At 60.7% G+C, this 17,461-nt stretch carries 16 protein-coding genes; 4 read left to right on the top strand and 12 right to left on the bottom strand.

The genetic code is table 11. The features are described from left to right. Nucleotides 1-8: 8 nt before the first annotated feature. From BMY73_RS00955 to BMY73_RS00935, 5 genes are all read right to left on the bottom strand, one after another. Nucleotides 9-989, bottom strand: a complete 981-nt coding sequence (locus BMY73_RS00955) for a sugar-binding transcriptional regulator (RefSeq protein WP_062381363.1) — start codon at nucleotides 987-989, stop codon at nucleotides 9-11. Nucleotides 990-1,026: 37 nt separating this feature from the next. Further along, a complete protein-coding gene (locus BMY73_RS00950; RefSeq protein ID WP_202967441.1) occupies nucleotides 1,027-1,902 on the bottom strand; it encodes a carbohydrate ABC transporter permease in 876 nt (291 codons plus the stop codon). Nucleotide 1,903: 1 nt separating this feature from the next. Continuing rightward, on the bottom strand, nucleotides 1,904-2,809 hold the full coding sequence (locus BMY73_RS00945) for a carbohydrate ABC transporter permease (RefSeq protein ID WP_092404353.1): 906 nt from the start codon (nucleotides 2,807-2,809) through the stop codon (nucleotides 1,904-1,906). Between the two features lie 120 nt (nucleotides 2,810-2,929). After that, the gene (locus BMY73_RS00940; protein WP_092404351.1) at nucleotides 2,930-4,276 is read right to left on the bottom strand and encodes an ABC transporter substrate-binding protein; all 1,347 of its coding nucleotides are present in this window, start codon (nucleotides 4,274-4,276) and stop codon (nucleotides 2,930-2,932) included. Between the two features lie 77 nt (nucleotides 4,277-4,353). Further along, a complete protein-coding gene (locus BMY73_RS00935; protein WP_092404349.1) occupies nucleotides 4,354-5,397 on the bottom strand; it encodes a zinc-dependent alcohol dehydrogenase in 1,044 nt (347 codons plus the stop codon). 293 nt (nucleotides 5,398-5,690) lie between these two features. On the opposite strand from BMY73_RS00935, the gene BMY73_RS00930 reads away from it, so the two are divergent. After that, nucleotides 5,691-6,845, top strand: coding sequence for an ABC transporter ATP-binding protein (locus tag BMY73_RS00930; protein ID WP_092404347.1), 1,155 nt, complete (start codon nucleotides 5,691-5,693; stop codon nucleotides 6,843-6,845). Between the two features lie 158 nt (nucleotides 6,846-7,003). Here the strand turns inward: BMY73_RS00930 and BMY73_RS00925 are convergent, their stop codons facing one another. From BMY73_RS00925 to BMY73_RS00915, 3 genes are all read right to left on the bottom strand, one after another. After that, the gene (locus tag BMY73_RS00925; protein ID WP_092404345.1) at nucleotides 7,004-8,461 is read right to left on the bottom strand and encodes a YncE family protein; all 1,458 of its coding nucleotides are present in this window, start codon (nucleotides 8,459-8,461) and stop codon (nucleotides 7,004-7,006) included. Between the two features lie 37 nt (nucleotides 8,462-8,498). Continuing rightward, nucleotides 8,499-8,924, bottom strand: a complete 426-nt coding sequence (locus tag BMY73_RS00920; RefSeq protein ID WP_092404343.1) for a DUF305 domain-containing protein — start codon at nucleotides 8,922-8,924, stop codon at nucleotides 8,499-8,501. Between the two features lie 128 nt (nucleotides 8,925-9,052). Beyond that, a complete protein-coding gene (locus tag BMY73_RS00915) occupies nucleotides 9,053-9,730 on the bottom strand; it encodes a murein L,D-transpeptidase catalytic domain family protein (RefSeq protein ID WP_092404712.1) in 678 nt (225 codons plus the stop codon). A 287-nt stretch (nucleotides 9,731-10,017) separates the two neighbouring features. On the opposite strand from BMY73_RS00915, the gene BMY73_RS00910 reads away from it, so the two are divergent. Further along, the gene (locus BMY73_RS00910) at nucleotides 10,018-10,641 is read left to right on the top strand and encodes a cell wall hydrolase (protein WP_092404341.1); all 624 of its coding nucleotides are present in this window, start codon (nucleotides 10,018-10,020) and stop codon (nucleotides 10,639-10,641) included. A 267-nt stretch (nucleotides 10,642-10,908) separates the two neighbouring features. On the opposite strand, the gene BMY73_RS00905 is transcribed toward BMY73_RS00910, so the two are convergent. Next, entirely contained in the window at nucleotides 10,909-11,763 is an 855-nt protein-coding gene (locus BMY73_RS00905; RefSeq protein ID WP_092404339.1) for a CAP domain-containing protein, read from the bottom strand. A gap of 154 nt (nucleotides 11,764-11,917) precedes the next feature. After that, complete coding sequence (locus BMY73_RS00900) at nucleotides 11,918-12,796, bottom strand: LysR family transcriptional regulator (protein ID WP_202967440.1); 879 nt, start codon at nucleotides 12,794-12,796, stop codon at nucleotides 11,918-11,920. A gap of 129 nt (nucleotides 12,797-12,925) precedes the next feature. On the opposite strand from BMY73_RS00900, the gene BMY73_RS00895 reads away from it, so the two are divergent. Together BMY73_RS00895 and BMY73_RS00890 are read left to right on the top strand one after the other, a co-directional pair. Further along, the gene (locus BMY73_RS00895; RefSeq protein WP_218190138.1) at nucleotides 12,926-14,272 is read left to right on the top strand and encodes an MFS transporter; all 1,347 of its coding nucleotides are present in this window, start codon (nucleotides 12,926-12,928) and stop codon (nucleotides 14,270-14,272) included. 228 nt (nucleotides 14,273-14,500) lie between these two features. Next, nucleotides 14,501-15,184, top strand: coding sequence for a GNAT family N-acetyltransferase (locus tag BMY73_RS00890; RefSeq protein ID WP_062381382.1), 684 nt, complete (start codon nucleotides 14,501-14,503; stop codon nucleotides 15,182-15,184). Nucleotides 15,185-15,220: 36 nt separating this feature from the next. On the opposite strand, the gene BMY73_RS00885 is transcribed toward BMY73_RS00890, so the two are convergent. Both BMY73_RS00885 and BMY73_RS00880 read right to left on the bottom strand, forming a co-directional pair. Next, complete coding sequence (locus BMY73_RS00885) at nucleotides 15,221-15,970, bottom strand: endonuclease/exonuclease/phosphatase family protein (protein WP_062381384.1); 750 nt, start codon at nucleotides 15,968-15,970, stop codon at nucleotides 15,221-15,223. A gap of 135 nt (nucleotides 15,971-16,105) precedes the next feature. Further along, on the bottom strand, nucleotides 16,106-17,320 hold the full coding sequence (locus BMY73_RS00880; protein WP_092404337.1) for an MFS transporter: 1,215 nt from the start codon (nucleotides 17,318-17,320) through the stop codon (nucleotides 16,106-16,108). Between the last annotated feature and the right edge of the window lie 141 nt (nucleotides 17,321-17,461).

Below are 17,461 nucleotides of genomic sequence, written 5' to 3'. Positions count from 1 at the left end.
CTTCCGCGTCAGGTGGGTTGTTCAAGCAGTTGCTGCGCAGCGCTTTCGTCGATCACCAGTTCGTGAACGACGTTGCGCAGCAGCACCGCGCGAATGATCTCGGCCTTGTACGGCCCCCCGGACACCAGCACCACTTTGCCGATCTTGCGCAGGTCTTCCAGGTCCAGCGAAACGGCACGTCGGTTGAGCGGGTGATTGACTTCGATGCCGTCGCGATCCAGCCAGCGCCCGAGCAGATCACCCACGGCGCCGGCCGCGCGCAGTGAGCGGGCGTCTTCGGGATTGACCAGCCCCAACTCCAGCATCAACGAGCGTTCACTGAGATCACCGACCGTCAACAGTGCGAGATCGGCCTGACGCGCCTTGCCCAGCACATCCTGCACCGACGCTTCTGCCAGGATCATGTCCCGGTATGGCTCCGAGGGCGCGAACACCGGCGCCGCAAGGTAGTAATAAGAACCGCCGAACAACCCGGCCAGGCTGGAGGCGATTTCCACGGTGTTGTTCGCTGACCCATAGTGCAGGCCGCCCAGTAACGACACCACGGTCATGTTCGGCAGCGCTCTGCCTTGCAGTTCACGCATCGCCTGACGGAGCGTGCGCCCCCAGCCCACCGCGATGATGCAGCCATCGACCAGATACGCCTCAATGCTTGGCGCAACGCCTACGCCGAGCACGCGAAAGATGGTCGAGGGGTCGTCCGGCGACGGCACCACGGTGACCCGCTCCAGGCCAAACCGCGCCTGAATCCGTTCTTCGAGTTCGACGCAGGACGCCAGCGGCGAGTTGATGCGAATCTGCACCACCCCGGTTTCGCGGCAGGTCGCCAGCGCCTTGTTGACCCGCACGCGGGTGATGCCGAGACGGTCGGCGATCTGTTGCTGGGTCATGCTGTTGACGTAGTAGTACCAGGCGATGCGGATGTTCAGTTGATCCTCCGCGTTCACCGTTTCGGTGTCGGCGGTCAGCTCCGAATAGCGATTCTGCACGGCGATGTCCTTGCTCAAGCCTGATTGGCGGCACGCCCTATTTCACGGCGCCCATGGTCAGACCTTGTACCAGATGCCTGGAAACCATCAACGCGAAAATAATCACCGGGAACACGATCAGTGTGCCGGTGGCCATGATTTCGCCCCAGGGTAAATCGTAGCCGCTCATGAAACTGGTCGCGGTCACCGGCGCCGTGCGTGCGACGTTGCGGGTCAATACCAGCGCGTAAAGCAGTTCGTTCCAGGAAAAAATGAACGAGAAGATCGCCGACACGGCCACCCCCGGCATCGCCAGCGGCAGGGCAATGCGCCAGAAAATGGTGAAGCGCGATGCCCCGGACAACCGGGCCGCTTCGTCCAGATCCTTCGGCACGCCGCGGAACTGATCGGTGCAGATCCACACCACGATCGGCAGGTTGAAGGTCAGGTAAATCAGGATCAGCACCAAGTGCGTATCGATCAGGCTCAGATTGCGCGCCATGAGAAAGATCGGCAGCGCGACGACGATCGGGCTGAGCATGCGGTTGGTGATGAACCAGAACCACAGGTCTTCCTTGCCTTTGAACTCGAAACGCGCCAGCGCATACGCAGCCGGGGTGCCAAGGCCCACCGCCAGCAGCGTGGTGCAGACAGCCACGATCAGCGAGTTGCCCAGGCTGTGCAGTACATCGCGCTCGAACAGCACTTTGACGTAGTTATCCAGATGCGGGGTGAACACCCAGATGGGCGGCGAGGCGAGGGCTTCAGCCTGGGTCTTCAGGCTGGTGGCGACCATCCAGTAGAACGGGAAGACCGCGAACAGGAAGATCGCCAACAGACCGACCAGGTGCCACGCGTTAACCTTCATGCGAGGGCGCGCATGCGCAGGGTGGCTGGCCGTCGTCGGGATGTGTGCAGCAGGAACGGTGGCCATGTCAGATCTCCCGGTAAACGAATTTGATGTACAGGCGCGCCAGCACAATGGTCAGAATCAGCATCAGAATCGCCTGGGCCGAGGCCACCCCCTGATCGAACACCCGGAAGCCGACGCGCTGGATGTACACGCTCACCAGTTCGGTCGCAGCGCCCGGACCGCCACGGGTCATGGTGAACACAGTGTCGAACATCTTGAGAATGTCGGCGGTGCGCAAAATCAGGATCACCGTGGCGCTGGGCAGCAGGAAGGGCAACTGTACGTAGCGCACGATCTGCCAGCGGCTGCGGGTCTCCAGGCGCGCGGCTTCTTCGATTTCATGGGGCACCATCGTCAGTCCGGCCAACAGCACCAGCGCGCAGAACGGGGTCCATTGCCAGATGTCCATCAGGGCCACGGCAATAAACGCGTTGGTGGTGTCGCCCAACCATTCGACGGGACCGGCGTTGAGCATCGCCAGTAACGCGTTGGCGACGCCGAAGTCGCGGTTGAAGATCAGCCGCCCGATCAGACCGGCGACAGCAGGTGCGGTGGCGAGTGGAATCACCAGGCTCATGCGCGCCAACAGCTTGAACCCGGACAGGCCTGGCTTGTGCAGCATCAAGGCAATGATCAGACCGAGCGCCAGTTGAATCGGCACCACGGTGACCAGGAACAGCCCGGTACGGCCTAGCGCTGCCCAGAACGAGGCATCGTTGAGCACATTGAGGTAGTTGTCGAAGCCAATGAAGGATGTCGGATCCTTGGGGCGTGCCAGGTTGTACTGGCGAAAGGAATTGACCAGCGCGAACACCGTCGGAAAGATGCCGATCAGCGCCAGCGCGACGGTGGCGGGCGCGAGGAAGGAAAACGCCGCCCGGGTGTTGTTCCACAGGGTCGGGAACACCGGTTTTTTGTGGTTGGACATAGCATGGGTCTCGAATCGGACACGGACATCCGGGCTGCCTGCATAACCCTTGTGGGAGCCAGCAAGCCGGCTCCCACCTTTATGCGCTTGGCCGGATAACCTTGGAGGTAATCGGTGCCTCTATTTCAGCAACTTCACCTTGCCGTCGTAGTAACCGGCTTTTTTGAGGATGTCCTCCATCTTGCTGCCGATGGTCTTGGCACCGGCTTCCACGCTGGTCTTGCCGAGCATCATCGAGGTACCGTTTTCGCCGACCACCTCAGAGATTTCAGGCCATTGCGGGAAGCGTGGGCGGTAGTCCGGAACGCCGCCTTCCCATGACGTCACCATCGGCTGAACGAAGGGGTACTTCTTCTGCACGTCCGGGTCTTTGTAAACCGACATCCGGCCACTGACGCCGCCCGCTTCCAGATACGGTTTGGCCATGGCTTCCGAGGTGACCCACTGAATGAACAGCCACGCCGCCGCTTTCTGTTTGTCGCCGGAATTGGCATTGACCCCGAGCGAGAAGCCTCCCAGTGCAGGCTTCAGGCCCGCTGGCCCCTTGGGCTCGGTGGCCACGCCCAGGCAATCGGTGATTTTCGATTTTGCGGGGTCGGCAAGGGTGCTGTAGAACGCCGACCACTCGGTGATCATCGCCACCTTGCCTTGGGCGAGGGCGTTGACCGCTTCGTTGTGGTCATAGTCGACGATGCCCGGCGGCATGAATTTCATCAGGTCCTGACGGAACTGCAGGCCTTCCTGAGAGGCTTTGGAATTGAGGTTGGACTTGAAGTTGGCGTCCAGCAGCGAACCGCCGAACGGCCAGAGGAAACGCATGAAGCTGTCCGCCGACTGGGTTTCGCCGCGCCGCGATTGCAGGGCGTACGCGTAACGATCCTTGGACTTGTCGGTGAGCTTGGGCGCGTAGACCTTGAGCAACTCATCCCAGGTTGCGGGTGGTTTATCGAAACCGGCGTCCTTGAGCATGCATTTGTTATAGAAGAGCAGGCCTGAGTAGTTATCGAAAGGCAGCCCGTAAGTCTGCTTGTCCCAGGTGCCGAACGACTCCAGCAGGATCGGAAAGAAGCCGTCGAGTTTCAGTTCCGGGTCGGCCAGCCTGGCGTCCTTGGTGAACGTGGTGATCGGTTCCAGCCAGCCGTTACCGGCGAATTCACCGATCCACACCACGTCGGTCAGCACCACGTCCAGCGGTTCGGCGCTGCTAAAGCGCAGGACTTCCTGCTCGCGGGTGTTTTCGTACGGGATGATTTCGTAATTGACCTTGATCCCCGTCTTTTTCTCGAATTCCGGCAACAGTTTGATGGCGGCGGCATAGCCAGGGCGATCGAGAAAAATGGCCTTGATTTCGGTGCCTTTGTAAGGCGCTGCGGCTTCCTCCAGCGTCCAGGCCTGAACGGCACCAGACCCGAGGGCAGCCCCCAGCGCGACGGACAGGGCGAGGGCGTTGCATACCAGCTTCTTCATTACGTGACCTCTTTATTATTGTGGGTGAGGATTACGCGTTGTCTGCGCTCACGCGCATCGGGAGTTACAACTTCTTGTTAATCGGCATCGTGCTCGGCGCTGGGCAAAATGATCGTTTTCAGGGCACCATCGAGAAACTCCGACGGGTAGCTGAAGGCCTCCGCCGCTTGTTGAAGATTGAAACGGTGGGTGACCAGGCCATCGACATCCACCGAGCCCTGGGCGACCAGCTGAATCGCCCGGTCATAGACATGGCCCATGCGCCGTGACATCCGAATGTCCAGCCCCTTTCGACGCAGCAAAGAGGCGCTCAACGGCGTGTACTGATCACCGTCGGGAATGCCCACCAATACCACGCGACCGCCAATGCGCGCGGATTGCGCGGCAATCTGAAACCCTTCGGGCGAGTTGGTCGCTTCCAGCACCAGGTCGACGCCCCGGCCATTCGTCCACTCGGCGATGGCGGCGTGGTCGGCGGCCACCTCATCCGCCCCCAATTGGCGGGCTTTCTCGGTGCGATAGTTGATCGGATCGATGGCATAGACGGCTTTCTTGCACATCATTCGCGCCAGTTGCAGCAGGCACAGGCCGATTGGGCCGCAACCGATGATGGCGACCGTTTCAAACAGCTTTTTGCTGCCCGCCAGGTCCATCGCATGAATCGCCACGCCCAAGGGTTCGAGCATGACCGCCTGGACGGGTGTGAAGTGATCGGGAACAGGATAGATCTGGCTGGGCGCAACCACGATGTATTCGGTCATGGCGCCGTGGGTGTGCGGCGGCGACCCCAGGAATTGGACATGGGGGCAGAGGTTCACATGACCGCGATGACACCATTCGCACTGGCCGCAGGGCCTGGCAGGATCGACCGCGACCAGCTGTCCGGCTTTCAGACCCAGCGCAGGTTGATCGTCGACCACACGTCCGGCGAATTCATGACCGGCGATAAAGGGCTCAGTGATACGCGCATGGCCGATGGCGCCTTCCTTGTAGTAATGCAGATCGCTGCCGCACACCCCGACAGCGCTGACCCGTAACAACACTTCGTTGCCCACCGGCACCGGCACCGGCTTTTCGCCGATACGGATGTCCCGGATGCCATGGATGTAAGCAGCCTGCATTCGGTGCGCTCCTTGACATTTGTATTTTTAGAATTACAAATGATCGTAGGACGAAAAAGTTTGATGTCAAGTGCGCTACCGTTAATGAATCGGTTTGTGTACCTGGGCGCTGACTGTAGCGTGGCTTGTCCCGCGATCGACCGGGTACCGGTCGTAAAACCTGGCATCTCGGTACATCTGAAACACCGTGTTCACCGGTGTACTGGCGCTTCGCACCAGATCGCGGGACAAGCCGCGCTCCTACAGGATTTGCTTACGGTCATCCAACAACAATAATTTCAGGGGACACGATTTTGACTGAGCTCAGTTTGAGTGGCGTCGAGAAAGCCTACGGCGATATCAAGGTGTTGCATGACATCCACCTGAGCATCGAAAGCCGCGAATTCGTGGTGTTCGTCGGGCCTTCCGGGTGCGGCAAGTCGACCTTGCTGCGCTGCATCGCCGGTCTTGAAAGCATCACACAAGGGCAGATTCGCATCGGCGCGCGTGACGTCACGTTTCTGGAACCGGCCGATCGTGGTGTGGCGATGGTCTTCCAGTCCTATGCGCTGTACCCGCATATGTCGGTCTACGACAACATCGCCTTCGGCCTCAAGATGCAGAAACTCCCCAAGGATCAGATCGAAGCCAAGGTGCGTAATGCCGCGCGCATCCTGCAACTCGACCCCTTGCTCGATCGCAAACCCAAGGCGCTCTCCGGCGGGCAGCGGCAACGCGTGGCCATCGGCCGAGCGATCGTCCATGAGCCGGAGGTCTTTCTGTTCGACGAGCCGCTCTCCAATCTCGACGCCTCATTGCGGGTGCAGATGCGCATCGAGATCGCCAAACTGCACGCTGACCTGCAAGCGACCATGGTCTACGTGACCCATGACCAGGTCGAGGCCATGACCCTGGCCGACAAGATTGTGGTGCTCAACAAGGGCTGCATCGAGCAGGTCGGCTCGCCGCTGGAGTTATATCACCATCCGCGTAACCGCTTTGTGGCTGGCTTCATTGGCTCGCCGCAGATGAGCTTCTTGCAGGTCACAGCGGCTGCGGTCAGCGCGCAAGGTGTCGACGTCGTGCTGCCTGGTGGCGGGCGACTGTCGGTCCCGGTGCAGGGCGAGGGTGTCAAGGCAGGTGATTCGCTCACGCTGGGGTTGCGTCCTGAGCACCTGTCCGAACGTGGGCAGGGCGACGCGCAGATTCCGGCGAAGGCGTTGGTGGTGGAGCACCTGGGTGGGGAGACGTTTACCCACGCTGAGACCGCTGACGGCAGCGATCTGATGATCAAGGGCGACGGGCTGTCCCCCATCAAGGCCGGCCAGCAGCTGGCGATTGGGGTGTCGGGAGAACGATGCCATTTGTTCGATGCGCAAGGGCAGGCGTTGCCGCACCGGGTGCACTACACCGCGCGGCCGATTGAAGACTTCCTTCAAACACCCGGTTCAACTGCGGTGGCAGGATAGCGGGTACGCGCTCGGGACAGCTGAAAGCACCTGCGAACCCTGCAGGCCGTGGACGGGCCGTAACCTGCTGGTCAGGGAGGAGTCCTGACCGGCAGGTCACAAGGCTTCCCCCGGCAGACAATCCTGTGGCCACCGGTAGCCGCGCGACTCAAAGGCGTTTACTGCGCTTGAACCTGCGCCAGAGCCCCCAGTTGATCAGGCTTGCCCGCGACCACCACCAGGTAACGACGTTGCTCCGGCGTATCGCCCTGCACAATCTGGCGGATCGGGCCGATGGTGTTGACGATGGCCGAACCCGCCGGGTTGGTCATGAATGCCGACAACGGCTGCAGGTTGCCACTGCCATCCGGTTTGTCGGCCAGTGCCAGGGTGTAGGGCTGTTTGGGTTCAAGCCCTGTGACCGCCGCCTGTAAAACTTGAGTCAGCCCCTGGTTGAACAGCGTGACGCTGGTAGGGGACTGATCCGCCGGCTTGCCGACGGCATTCAGACTCAGGTGCGCGGCTTGCCCGGCCACGCCGAGCGGCTTGAGGTTATCGGTGCCTGCACCTTTCTCCACGGCATTGGGCACATAGGCGATGGCTTGCGGTGCCTGGCCAATCGGGATGTTGGCGATGACCTTGTTGCTCAACGTGTCGATCACCGCGAAAGCGTCCGCATTTTCCAGACCCACGTAGATGCGGCTGCCGTCACCCGACGGCCAGATGCCGTGAGGCAGATTGCCGACCGGAATCGTTGCGATTTTCTCGAACGTATCGGTGCGATAAACCTGAACCTGATTCAGTCCCCCCACGGTGATGTAGGCGAACGAGCCGTTGGCGTTGTTGACCAGGTTGACGTGGTTGGCGATGGGCCCGACGTCCAGCGTCTTGAGCAGCTTGAACGGCGGGGTGGCTTCAAATACCTGGGCCTTGCCGACATCCTTGAGGGTGAACCAGACCTGCTTGCCATCGGCTGACGCGGCGATATTCGGGCAGAACGGGCTGGCCTGTTGGACATGGCCAACGATCTTGTGATCGGCGACCGACACCACCACCGTGTCCGGGTTGAAAGACGAGCAGACGTAACCGTATTTGCCGTCCGGCGAGAAGATCTGCATGCCAGGACCTGCCGGTGTCTTGATGCGGGTCTTTTCCTTGAAGGTCTTGGCGTCGATCACCGACACATAATCCTCACCGCGCACCGTCACCCATACCTCTTTGCCGTTGGGCGTGAAGAACGCTTCATGGGGCGCCCGTCCAACGTAGGTCTTGTGCTTGACGGTATTGGTTTCCGTGTCGATGAACGACACCGAGTTGGTGCCGATGGACACCACCGCCAGGGTTTTGTGATCCGGTGAAAAGCCCAGTCCGTGCACCAGCACTTCGCCCTTGTACAGCGGACTCAGGTTACCGGGTTGCGGGTCGCCGAGGCTGATTACCCCGAGCAGCTTATTGTCGACCGGATCAGTGACCGAGACGGTGTTGGAGAATTGCTCGGCCGCGTACACGCGATCCTGGTGGGAGACAGGAATGTCCTTGGCGGACGCCTTGCCGGGAATCTGCCCGGCGAAGCTGGACATCGAAGCGGTCAGCAAGGCACAGCTCAGCAGCGTCATGGGAATGCGAGGGAGGTGCATGGGATTTCCTTCTTTTAGTGAAGTCAGGGATGGACGATCAGGGCTGTGTCACCCGCGGCGTCTGAGTTGGTGAGGCGACGGAGGGAGGCAAGGGATCGCCGATGGCCAGGCGCATCGCGGCAATTTCCTGTTGCTGTTCGACGATGATTTCCTGGGCCATGCGTTTGAGCTGTTCGTTGTGGCCGTACTTGAGCAAGGTGACGGCCATATCGATGGCGCCTTGGTGGTGCGCGCTCATCATCGCCACGAAGTCCCGGTCGATATCGCCGGTGGGTTTGCTGTCCATGCCGGCCATCATCGTTTCCATGGCCGCAGCGTTTTCCTGGATGAAGGGGGCTTCAGCGCTGACGGGGTCGGGGCTGTTCCCATGCTCATGACCTTCATGGGCAGAGGCGGCGGAGACCGCACTTGCCAGAAGCAGCGCAACGCCGAAGCGAAATGAAGAGCGGGTGAGAGGTGACATGTGCGTTTCTTCCTGTCTGAAGCGTTCAGAGGCAGGACGCATGGCGTGGCGGATTATTCCCTGTGCGAATGAATTATTCGTTTTCCAGCGCCATTAAACGCGCTGAAGAACGACGGTGCGCCCCAGGCCTAGCGCAGCGCCGTCCCCGGCGTGCAGTGGATGAACCTCGATGACCGCAGCCACTGCGTGTCCGGGTAGTAAATGAACACCAGTTGACCGTTCTTGAGCGTGTCGATCACCGGCCGCGCGGCCGCAGTCGGTACCGCTGGGCAGCCATGGCTTCGCCCGATTCGTCCGTTTGCACGGGCGAAGTCGTCGCTGACGTAGTCGGCACCATGGATAACCACATTACGCTCGAAGGCCCGGTCATTGACGTTCGGCTCCAGGCCGTCCATGCGCAATGAATAGCCGTTGCGTCCGACATAGGGCTCACGGGTGCTGTAGAGGCCAATGCTGGAGGCCAGGCTTTCGGGTTCGTTGGAAAACTGCGTTGCCAGGTTTTCACCGCTGTTGCGACCGTGGGCGACCAGCTCATGAAAGAGCAGGGTGCGGGTGGCGAGGTCGAATACCCACAGGCGCCGTTCGGTCGAGGGGCGGGAGTAATCGATGACGGCGAGTTTCGTGGCGGGCGTGACGGTCTTGGGCATCTGGCATTGCGCTGACTGAACCGCCAGTTCGATGACGTTGGGATTGGCATCCGGCGCAGCACGGCTCAACGCAGTGCTCAGCCCGTCGTCGCTTTCAGCGCAGGCCAGCGCCGGGCACAGCAACGCGATCATCATCCATACAATTCGCGGGGTGGTCATGTAACGCTCGCTGGGAAGGGGCATCGATACCCGTCAATATCGTTAACCGTGCGAGACGGCCGCAAGCACCATTCGTCCCGACGCTGAAACCATTGCAGAAAGTTAAAACGCCACTATGCTGCTTCCAGCGAGCAGTTCTCCACTCGCTGTTGTTCCGTGGTGGCTCGCAAAACACCCCAACCATGACCCGTCGACGACAGCTTGCGATGTCCCGATTCACCGCTGGGAAACACGCCCTGCCGTGGCGCGGATGCAGCCGTGATCGGCCTCGAACAGAAGGTTCGACGATGCGCCTTGTTGCCCTTTCAATCTGCCTGCTGATCACGGCGTTCGTTGTCCCGTCGCAGGCGGCCGACGCGACTCCTGAGCCGGAAGCCGTGGTCAGTAAAGCGCAATTGCTGGAGGAAAAAGCAGCTGACAAGGACGGTGCGACACCGGCCGTGCCCAAGAGCGAAATCATCACCCAGTCCGAAGCCCAGGCTGTGGACCCTGAGGGTGCGGCGTCGGTTGACGATGCCATCGTCTGCCTCTCGCGAACCCTCTACTGGGAAGCCAAGGGTGGCACCGATGCCGACATGACGGCAGTGGCCAACGTGGTGCTCAACCGGCTGGGCCATGAGGGATTTCCGGACACGATCTGTGGTGTGGTCAAGCAGGGCTCAGAGAAAAAAGCCTGTCAGTTTTCCTGGTGGTGCGATGGACGTTCCGATCAGGTAAAGGAGGACGAACGGTACGCCGCCTCCAAGGAAATCGCGCGCAAGGCCCTTAACCAGCAATTGGCAGACCGCACCAACGGCGCCATGTATTTCCACGACCGCAACGTCAAACCCGCCTGGGCCAGCGAGTACATCAAGACTGCCGAAACCGGGAAGTTTCTGTTCTACAAACCGAAGGCCGGGAAGCCGAAGTAGCGGCCGAGATCGCTGGCCAGTGCTTTTTTACGCTTGATAGTGATGTGGGTTGATCTGACGCCTCCGCGAGCAAGCGCGCGCCAGTATCCGCGTCGTGCTCAAATCCTTGGAACGACTCGGACTCTGTAGGAGACGTCCGAGGTTACGAGGGCCGCGAATGCGGTAGGTCATCCACCATCAATGCCGCTGACCCACCGCATTCGCGAGCAAGCTTGCTCCCACAGGTGTGTCACTCAATACCGTCAGCTCCAAGATGGCAGGGGGTGGTTACTGTTTCACCCCGAACATCGCGGTCCAGTAAATGCCAGCGTCGCTTTTGGGGTCGGTTGCGTAGGCGGCGCCCAGGTCGCGGAAGTCCGGGTTCATTATGTTGGCGCAGTGTCCAGGGCTGGCGAGCCAGCCTTCCACGACCTTGCGTGCGTTGTCTTGCCCGGCGGCGATGTTTTCGCCGATCTGCTGCCCGATATAACCTGCCAGCTCCGCACGGTCACCGGGCGTACCGCCGTTGCGGCCTTTGTGATCGAAGTAGTTGTTGTTGGCCATGGACCGCGCATGCCCTTCGGCAGCCGTGGCCAGGGCATCACTCCAGGCCAGCGGGGCAGTTGCCGGGAAGGATTGACCGCCACACTGATGCGGCACGCTGCGGGCGGCATTGATCAGCCCGAGTATTTTCTGCCCTTCGGCCTGAGAGTTGCCCAGCCCCCCGGCCAGCAGTGGCCGGGCCAGCACGATTCGCCAGTCACGATCATTGCGGCTGACTCCCACATCGACAAACTGTGGGTCCAGCACCACCTGACAAAAACTTTCCTGAATGGCCTTCATCGCCGAGGATGCGTCACGCGGCCCGGACAACGAGATCGCCTGTACGGTCACCATCGGGTATGACGCGCGGGCCAGCACCTGTTGCAGATCCACGCTGCCGGTGGGCGGCAGGTTAAGGCGCGGGTCGGCGGTCAGGGGAGGGAGTTCCTGAGAGACCACATTGGCGCAGGGCTGCGCCTGACTGCGAAAGGCGTTGATCGACTGCACCAGTTGCGTTTCTTCACTGGCCTGCGCGATGCCGGTGACCATCACCAGCGATGACAAGGCGGCGAGACCCATAAAAAATGATGTGAGGCGCATGAAGATCTCCCTTGAACTGATTGCGGCCATGATGCGCGATTTTGCCTGTATCGAAATAGTCTGAACGAAACATTCCATGGAGGTTGCAATCGAGTGTCCGCTTTTTGCAATCGTTGCGATGAAAATGGCGCCTGTACACCGCCAGGGCATGGAATCACATCAGCGCCTGAATCAGCCTGTTGAATGCGGGCAACGCCGGGTTGTCATTATCCCGCCGCGACACGCGGTATAACTCGGCATGTAATTGAGCGTCGCTGAGCGGACGGAACGTCAGGTTTTCGCTGTGCAGCCGGGTAGCGGAGGCGGGAACGATGGCCACCCCAAGTCCCGCCTTGACCATGCTGACCACGGTGTGGGTCTGGCCCAGATGATAGACGTAACGCGGGGTGACCCCGGTCATGGCGAATAACCCAGCGATGCAGTCGTAGAAATACCGACCTTCATCGGGCGCATACATCACGAACGGTTGCTGATCGAGGTCGCGTACAGCGATGGCGGCCTTTTGCGCAAGCGGGTGCTGCTGCGGCAGCGCAACCAGCAAGGGTTCACGACTGATCAATTGTGCGTCGAGGGCGTCGCGATCATTGACTTGCCGTACAAATCCGACATCGATGCGGTGGGCGGCCAACGCTTCGAGCTGTGCACCGGACACCATTTCCTTGAGCGTGAACTGCAGTTCCGGCAGTTCTTCGGCGGCGTGGGCCAGTAACGCCGGAATCATCTGGTAGGCGCTGACGGCCGTGAACCCCAGCGTCAGGTTGCCCGCTTCCCCACGTGCCAGACGCCGAGCGCCATCGGCCGCCTGATCGGAGAACGCCAGCAAGTGTCGCGCGTCCCGCAAGAACCCGTGACCGGCAGCCGTCAGTTTTACCGTGCGGTTATTGCGTTCCAGCAACCGGATTCCCAACCCGCGTTCAAGCAGTTGAACCTGTCGACTCAACGGCGGTTGAGTCATGTGCATCCGGGTGGCGGCCCGTCCGAAATGCAGCTCTTCGGCGACGGCGACAAAACAACGCAACTGGTGCAATTCCACGATTCAATATCCGCATCAATCCATTCAGTCTCTATGTTAGACCTGAATCGATGCGTGCTCCTATCATCGGCGCGAGAGTTGTACGACAACAAAAACAATATGCCCGCCAGAGCGGGTGGGAGGCACACCATGCTCAGTAAATCCCTTCCTGCGGATTTCGCCGAAGCGCAAGCAAAAGTCGGTCGCCACCGTTTTCTGATTCTTTCAATGATCTTCATCGTGACCGTGGTCAACTACGCCGACCGGGCAACCATGTCCATTGCCGGTACCGGCGTGGTCAAGGACCTCGGGCTGGACCCGATGATGCTCGGGATGATCTTTTCCGCCTTCGCCTGGGCGTATGCGCTTGGGCAGATTCCGGGCGGCTGGCTGCTCGATCGCTTTGGCGCACGCCGGGTGTATGGCTGGAGTCTGGTGCTGTGGTCCTGCTTCACCATGGCGCAGGGCACTGTCGGCTGGTTTGGGCTGATGGGCGCCTCCGCCGCGATGAGCCTGTTCGCCATGCGCTTCATGTTGGGACTGGTTGAATCACCCGCGTTTCCTGCCAACAACCGCATCGTGTCGTGCTGGTTCCCCACCAGTGAACGCGGCACCGCGTCAGCGTTGTTCAACTCAGCCCAGTACATGGCGGTGGTCCTGTTTACGCCGCTGATGGCCTGGCTGACCCACGCACTGGGTTGGGAGCATGTGTTTCTGTGGATGGGCGGATTGGGTCTGGTGCTGAGTCTGTTCTGGTTCGCGCTGTACCGCGAACCGCACAGCGACAAGCGCCTGAGTCGCAATGAGCTGGACTACATGCGCGAAGGCGGCGCCTTGGTGGATCTGGAGCTCAATCGCAAGGAGCAGAAGAACAAAGCGACTTTCAGGGAGATTAAACAACTGTTCACCCGTCGCACGCTGTGGGCCATTTATCTGGGGCAGTACTGCATCACGGCGCTGACGTATTTCTTCATCACCTGGTTTCCGATTTACCTGGTCAAAGGCCGCGGCATGACCATCATGGAAGCCGGCTGGGTCGCCGCACTTCCGGCGATCTGCGGTTTTTCAGGCGGCGTACTGGGCGGGATGTTCTCGGACATGCTGATTCGTCGCGGCGTGCACCCTTCGGTCGCACGCAAGACGCCGTTCCTGATCGGGATGGTGATGTCGACCGTGCTGGTGGTGGCCAACTTTGTCGACGCCAACTGGATCGTCATCGCGCTCATGGCCATCGCCTTCTTCGGCAAAGGCCTCGCTGCGGTGGGCTGGGCAGTGCTTTCGGACACCGCCCCCAAAAACATGGTCGGCCTGAGCGGCGGTGTGTTCAACGGCATCGGCAACATTGCCGGGATCATCACCCCCGTAGTGATCGGCTACATCGTGGCAACCACAGGGTCTTTCAACATCGCGCTGTGGTTCGTGGCGGCGCACGGGCTGCTGGGGGTGTTTGCGTACGGCGTGCTGGCGGGGCGGTTCGAGCGGGTCGAGTTGCACTGACCCTCGCTCGGCAAACACCTGCATCGCCGCGCCCGCTGCCGGAGGGGAAAGGGGAAACGGGACGGCGGCGTGCGGGGTCAGTCCTCGAAGACGTCATTGCCAACCGTGTGTTAGAGGCTTGAGGGTGAACAGGTCGCCGTCGAATGGCTCCAGAAGCGGGTATGATGCACGGGTTCGTCCCTCCACGTGATCGTCGCCGTGGAGCCTTTGCCCAGCGTCAGGATTCTCATGTACACCATTACCCGTCTTGAACATACACCGCCCGAATCGATCCAGAGTCAGATCATGCAGATGGTGGTCGATTACCTGACCGATATCAGCATGGTCGGCATCGTGGCGAGCAACCCGCTGTATCAGCTGTATCAGTACGGGGTCGGACACGAGGTCCATCAGTACCTGCAAGCGATGAATGGCTCCCGGGGTTTCCCGGTCGAGCTGATCGTTGCTCTGGATGACGAAGACCCCTCCGTGGTCGTTGGTTTTCTGCTTTACCTGCCGGTTCAGGACGACCCTGAGGCCTGCGCGGTGGCGTATATGGCGGTGCAGGCCAGCCAGCGTCGACGCGGAATCGCCCGAGCGATGCTGCACCAGATGGTCGAGCGCTACCCTCATGCCGAGCTGGCATGCTTCGCCGCCAAGGTGCCGTACTTCGAGGCCATGGGCTTTCAGGTTTTGGCGGCGCGCGGCCCGCAAGTCCTGATGAATACGCGCAATCGTCAGACGGAAGGTCTGCTTGCGGTGCTGGATGTAGCACCCATCTACAACTCGGTGGAAGTGCGCCAGATCCACGCGTATCTGCTTAAACAGCATGGGAAACGGGCCATGACCGATGCCGAAAAACAGCGGGATCGGCACCTCGATCAGATGACACGCCAGGCTCGGTTATTGGTACAAGACCGACTGGGCGAATGAGCTGGATGCCAGCGACGTTAATTTAAACACTCAGGTTCACATGTGCACTTCGACCGCCAAGGGCAAATGGTCGGACAAATGCGTCCACGGGCGGGTGCCAAGAATTTTCGGGTTGTGACTGGTGGCGTTGCGCAGGTAGACCCGATCAAGGCGCAGCAGCGGGAATCGCGCTGGGTACGTCTTTGCGAGGCGTCCATGACTGCGCTCAAAGGCCTCGTGCAGGTATTCACAACGCGCCAGGCGCTTGTTGCCGTGTAATTGCCAGTCGTTGAAGTCGCCCGCGATGACTACGGGCGCGTGTTCCGGCAACGAGTCGAGCAGCGCGCAAAGCAGGTCCAACTGCAGTTGCCGATGGCTTTCCAACAGGCTCAGATGGACGCAAATCGCATGCACTTCGTCATGCCCCGGGACCTGCAGGACGCAGTGCAACAGCCCGCGCCGCTCGGGTCCGGTGATCGACACGTCCAGATTGCGGTGATGCAGGATCGGGTATTTGGAGAGCAGGGCGTTACCGTGATGCCCGTCGGGGTACACCGCATTGCGGCCGTAAGCAAAATCGCTCCACATGCTGTCGGCGAGAAATTCGTATTGCGAAGTCACGGGCCAATCCGGGAACCGAGTGGCGTGCCGGTCGTGGCCGCCGAGCACTTCTTGCAGAAACACCAGGTCGGCCCCGGTACTGCGCACGGCCTCGCGCAGTTCCGGGAGGATGAAACGTCGGTTCAGCGCGGTGAAGCCCTTGTGCGTATTGACCGTCAGCACGCGAAGTCGGTGGACATCACGCATGCCAGCCGTAGGGACAACACGAGGGCCTGCAGGGTCGGGGTTCAAGCGCACGTTCCTGTTTCGGGGGATGTGCCAGTTCCGACCCGGCTGCGGCCCGGCAGTTCAGCTTTTTCCGCTGATGCCTGACCGGTGTGATTACACCCGGGTATCTACAGTGGGACGACGAGACAACAGCAACGTCAAGGCTAGCGCGAGGATCGACAGCAGGGCGGCGAAGAAGAAGATCCAGCCGTAACCCATGCCCAGCGCGATTGCTCCCATCAACGGACCGGCAATCGCCAACGCCAGGTCGAAAAACACCGCGTACGCACCCAACCCGGCACCGCGACTGCTGTTGGGCACCTGTTTGATCGCCTCGACACCGATGGCCGGGTACACCAGCGACAGGCCAAAGCCGGTAAGTCCCGCGCCGATCAGCGCCACGGTGGTGTTCGGCGAAAGCCACAACAACAGCAACCCGACGGTTTCAACGGACATGCAGGTAATGGCCGAGCTGAAGCCGCCAAACCGGCTGATCGCGTTGATGAAAAACAATCGGGCAACAATGAAGCAGATACCGAACACCGTCAGGCACCAGGCAGCGCCTTCCCAGCCTCGGTTCACGTAATACAGGGTGATGAAGGTGGTCAGGGTGCCGTAACCGATCGACGACAGGGTCAGGCTCAAACCATACGGTGCCACGCGGCCGAACACCGACCAGAACGCCATGCGCTCGCCTCGAACGACGGGCACTGGCGGCTTGTTGCGAATCAACAGCAGCGCGCCAGCGGCCAGCGCGGTAAGCACCAGGCCCAGGCTGACGAAGCCCAGTGCATCCACCATCACCACACCCAATGGCGCGCCAATCGCAATCGCACCGTAGGAGGCGATGCCGTTCCAGGAGATGGACCTCGCCGTATGCTCGGCCCCGACTTGTCCGATGCACCAACTGATGGTGCCGACCCCGATCAGCCCTTGAGACCCGCCGAGGATCAATCGGGCGATCACCAAGATGATCAGACTGACCTGCGCAAACGACGCCAGCAAGACTGCAACCAGCGTCAGCATGCCGCTTACGGCAATACCGGAAAGGCCATACACAATCGCCCGTTTGGTGCCGATGGTGTCGCAGACTCTGCCGGCCATTGGGCGACTGAGCAGGGTCGCCAGGTATTGCGAGCCAATCACCAGACCGGCCACCACCGCGCTGAATCCGAGCTGGTCATGCACGTAGCCCGGCATGACGGCGATGGGCAAGCCGATGCACAGGAAGGCGATGAACGTGTAAAGAACGATGGAGACGATTTGCAGCGTGATCGCCAGTGGGCTGGCGTTCTGAGCGGGGGTAGTGGGCGGCAGGGCTGCAGACATGGGACGCTTCGCTGGAGCGGTGGGAGTGCGTCATCATGGCGCGGGATGCGCGCAAATGAAAGCAGGCTAACGATTTAACCTCGTCTTGCCTTCGCGATGCTGTCGGAATGAGTGTGGGATGACGGGCATTTGCCGATCAGC

This window comes from Pseudomonas sp. NFACC02, assembly GCF_900110765.1.
Lineage (GTDB): Bacteria > Pseudomonadota > Gammaproteobacteria > Pseudomonadales > Pseudomonadaceae > Aquipseudomonas.
Note: the sequence above shows the minus strand (reverse complement) of the source record. Positions and strands in the feature narration are given on the sequence as shown.

Bases quoted from the DNA above. Each gene is read 5' to 3' on its own strand.
- BMY73_RS00950 (WP_202967441.1), bottom strand. From the start codon at position 1,902: ATGGCCACCGTTCCTGCTGCACACATCCCGACGACGGCCAGCCACCCT.
- BMY73_RS00945 (WP_092404353.1), bottom strand. From the start codon at position 2,809: ATGTCCAACCACAAAAAACCGGTGTTCCCGACCCTGTGGAACAACACC.
- BMY73_RS00940 (WP_092404351.1), bottom strand. From the start codon at position 4,276: ATGAAGAAGCTGGTATGCAACGCCCTCGCCCTGTCCGTCGCGCTGGGG.
- BMY73_RS00935 (WP_092404349.1), bottom strand. From the start codon at position 5,397: ATGCAGGCTGCTTACATCCATGGCATCCGGGACATCCGTATCGGCGAA.
- BMY73_RS00925 (WP_092404345.1), bottom strand. From the start codon at position 8,461: ATGCACCTCCCTCGCATTCCCATGACGCTGCTGAGCTGTGCCTTGCTG.
- BMY73_RS00920 (WP_092404343.1), bottom strand. From the start codon at position 8,924: ATGTCACCTCTCACCCGCTCTTCATTTCGCTTCGGCGTTGCGCTGCTT.
- BMY73_RS00915 (WP_092404712.1), bottom strand. From the start codon at position 9,730: ATGACCACCCCGCGAATTGTATGGATGATGATCGCGTTGCTGTGCCCG.
- BMY73_RS00910 (WP_092404341.1), top strand. From the start codon at position 10,018: ATGCGCCTTGTTGCCCTTTCAATCTGCCTGCTGATCACGGCGTTCGTT.
- BMY73_RS00905 (WP_092404339.1), bottom strand. From the start codon at position 11,763: ATGCGCCTCACATCATTTTTTATGGGTCTCGCCGCCTTGTCATCGCTG.
- BMY73_RS00895 (WP_218190138.1), top strand. From the start codon at position 12,926: ATGCTCAGTAAATCCCTTCCTGCGGATTTCGCCGAAGCGCAAGCAAAA.
- BMY73_RS00890 (WP_062381382.1), top strand. From the start codon at position 14,501: ATGTACACCATTACCCGTCTTGAACATACACCGCCCGAATCGATCCAG.
- BMY73_RS00885 (WP_062381384.1), bottom strand. From the start codon at position 15,970: ATGCGTGATGTCCACCGACTTCGCGTGCTGACGGTCAATACGCACAAG.
- BMY73_RS00880 (WP_092404337.1), bottom strand. From the start codon at position 17,320: ATGTCTGCAGCCCTGCCGCCCACTACCCCCGCTCAGAACGCCAGCCCA.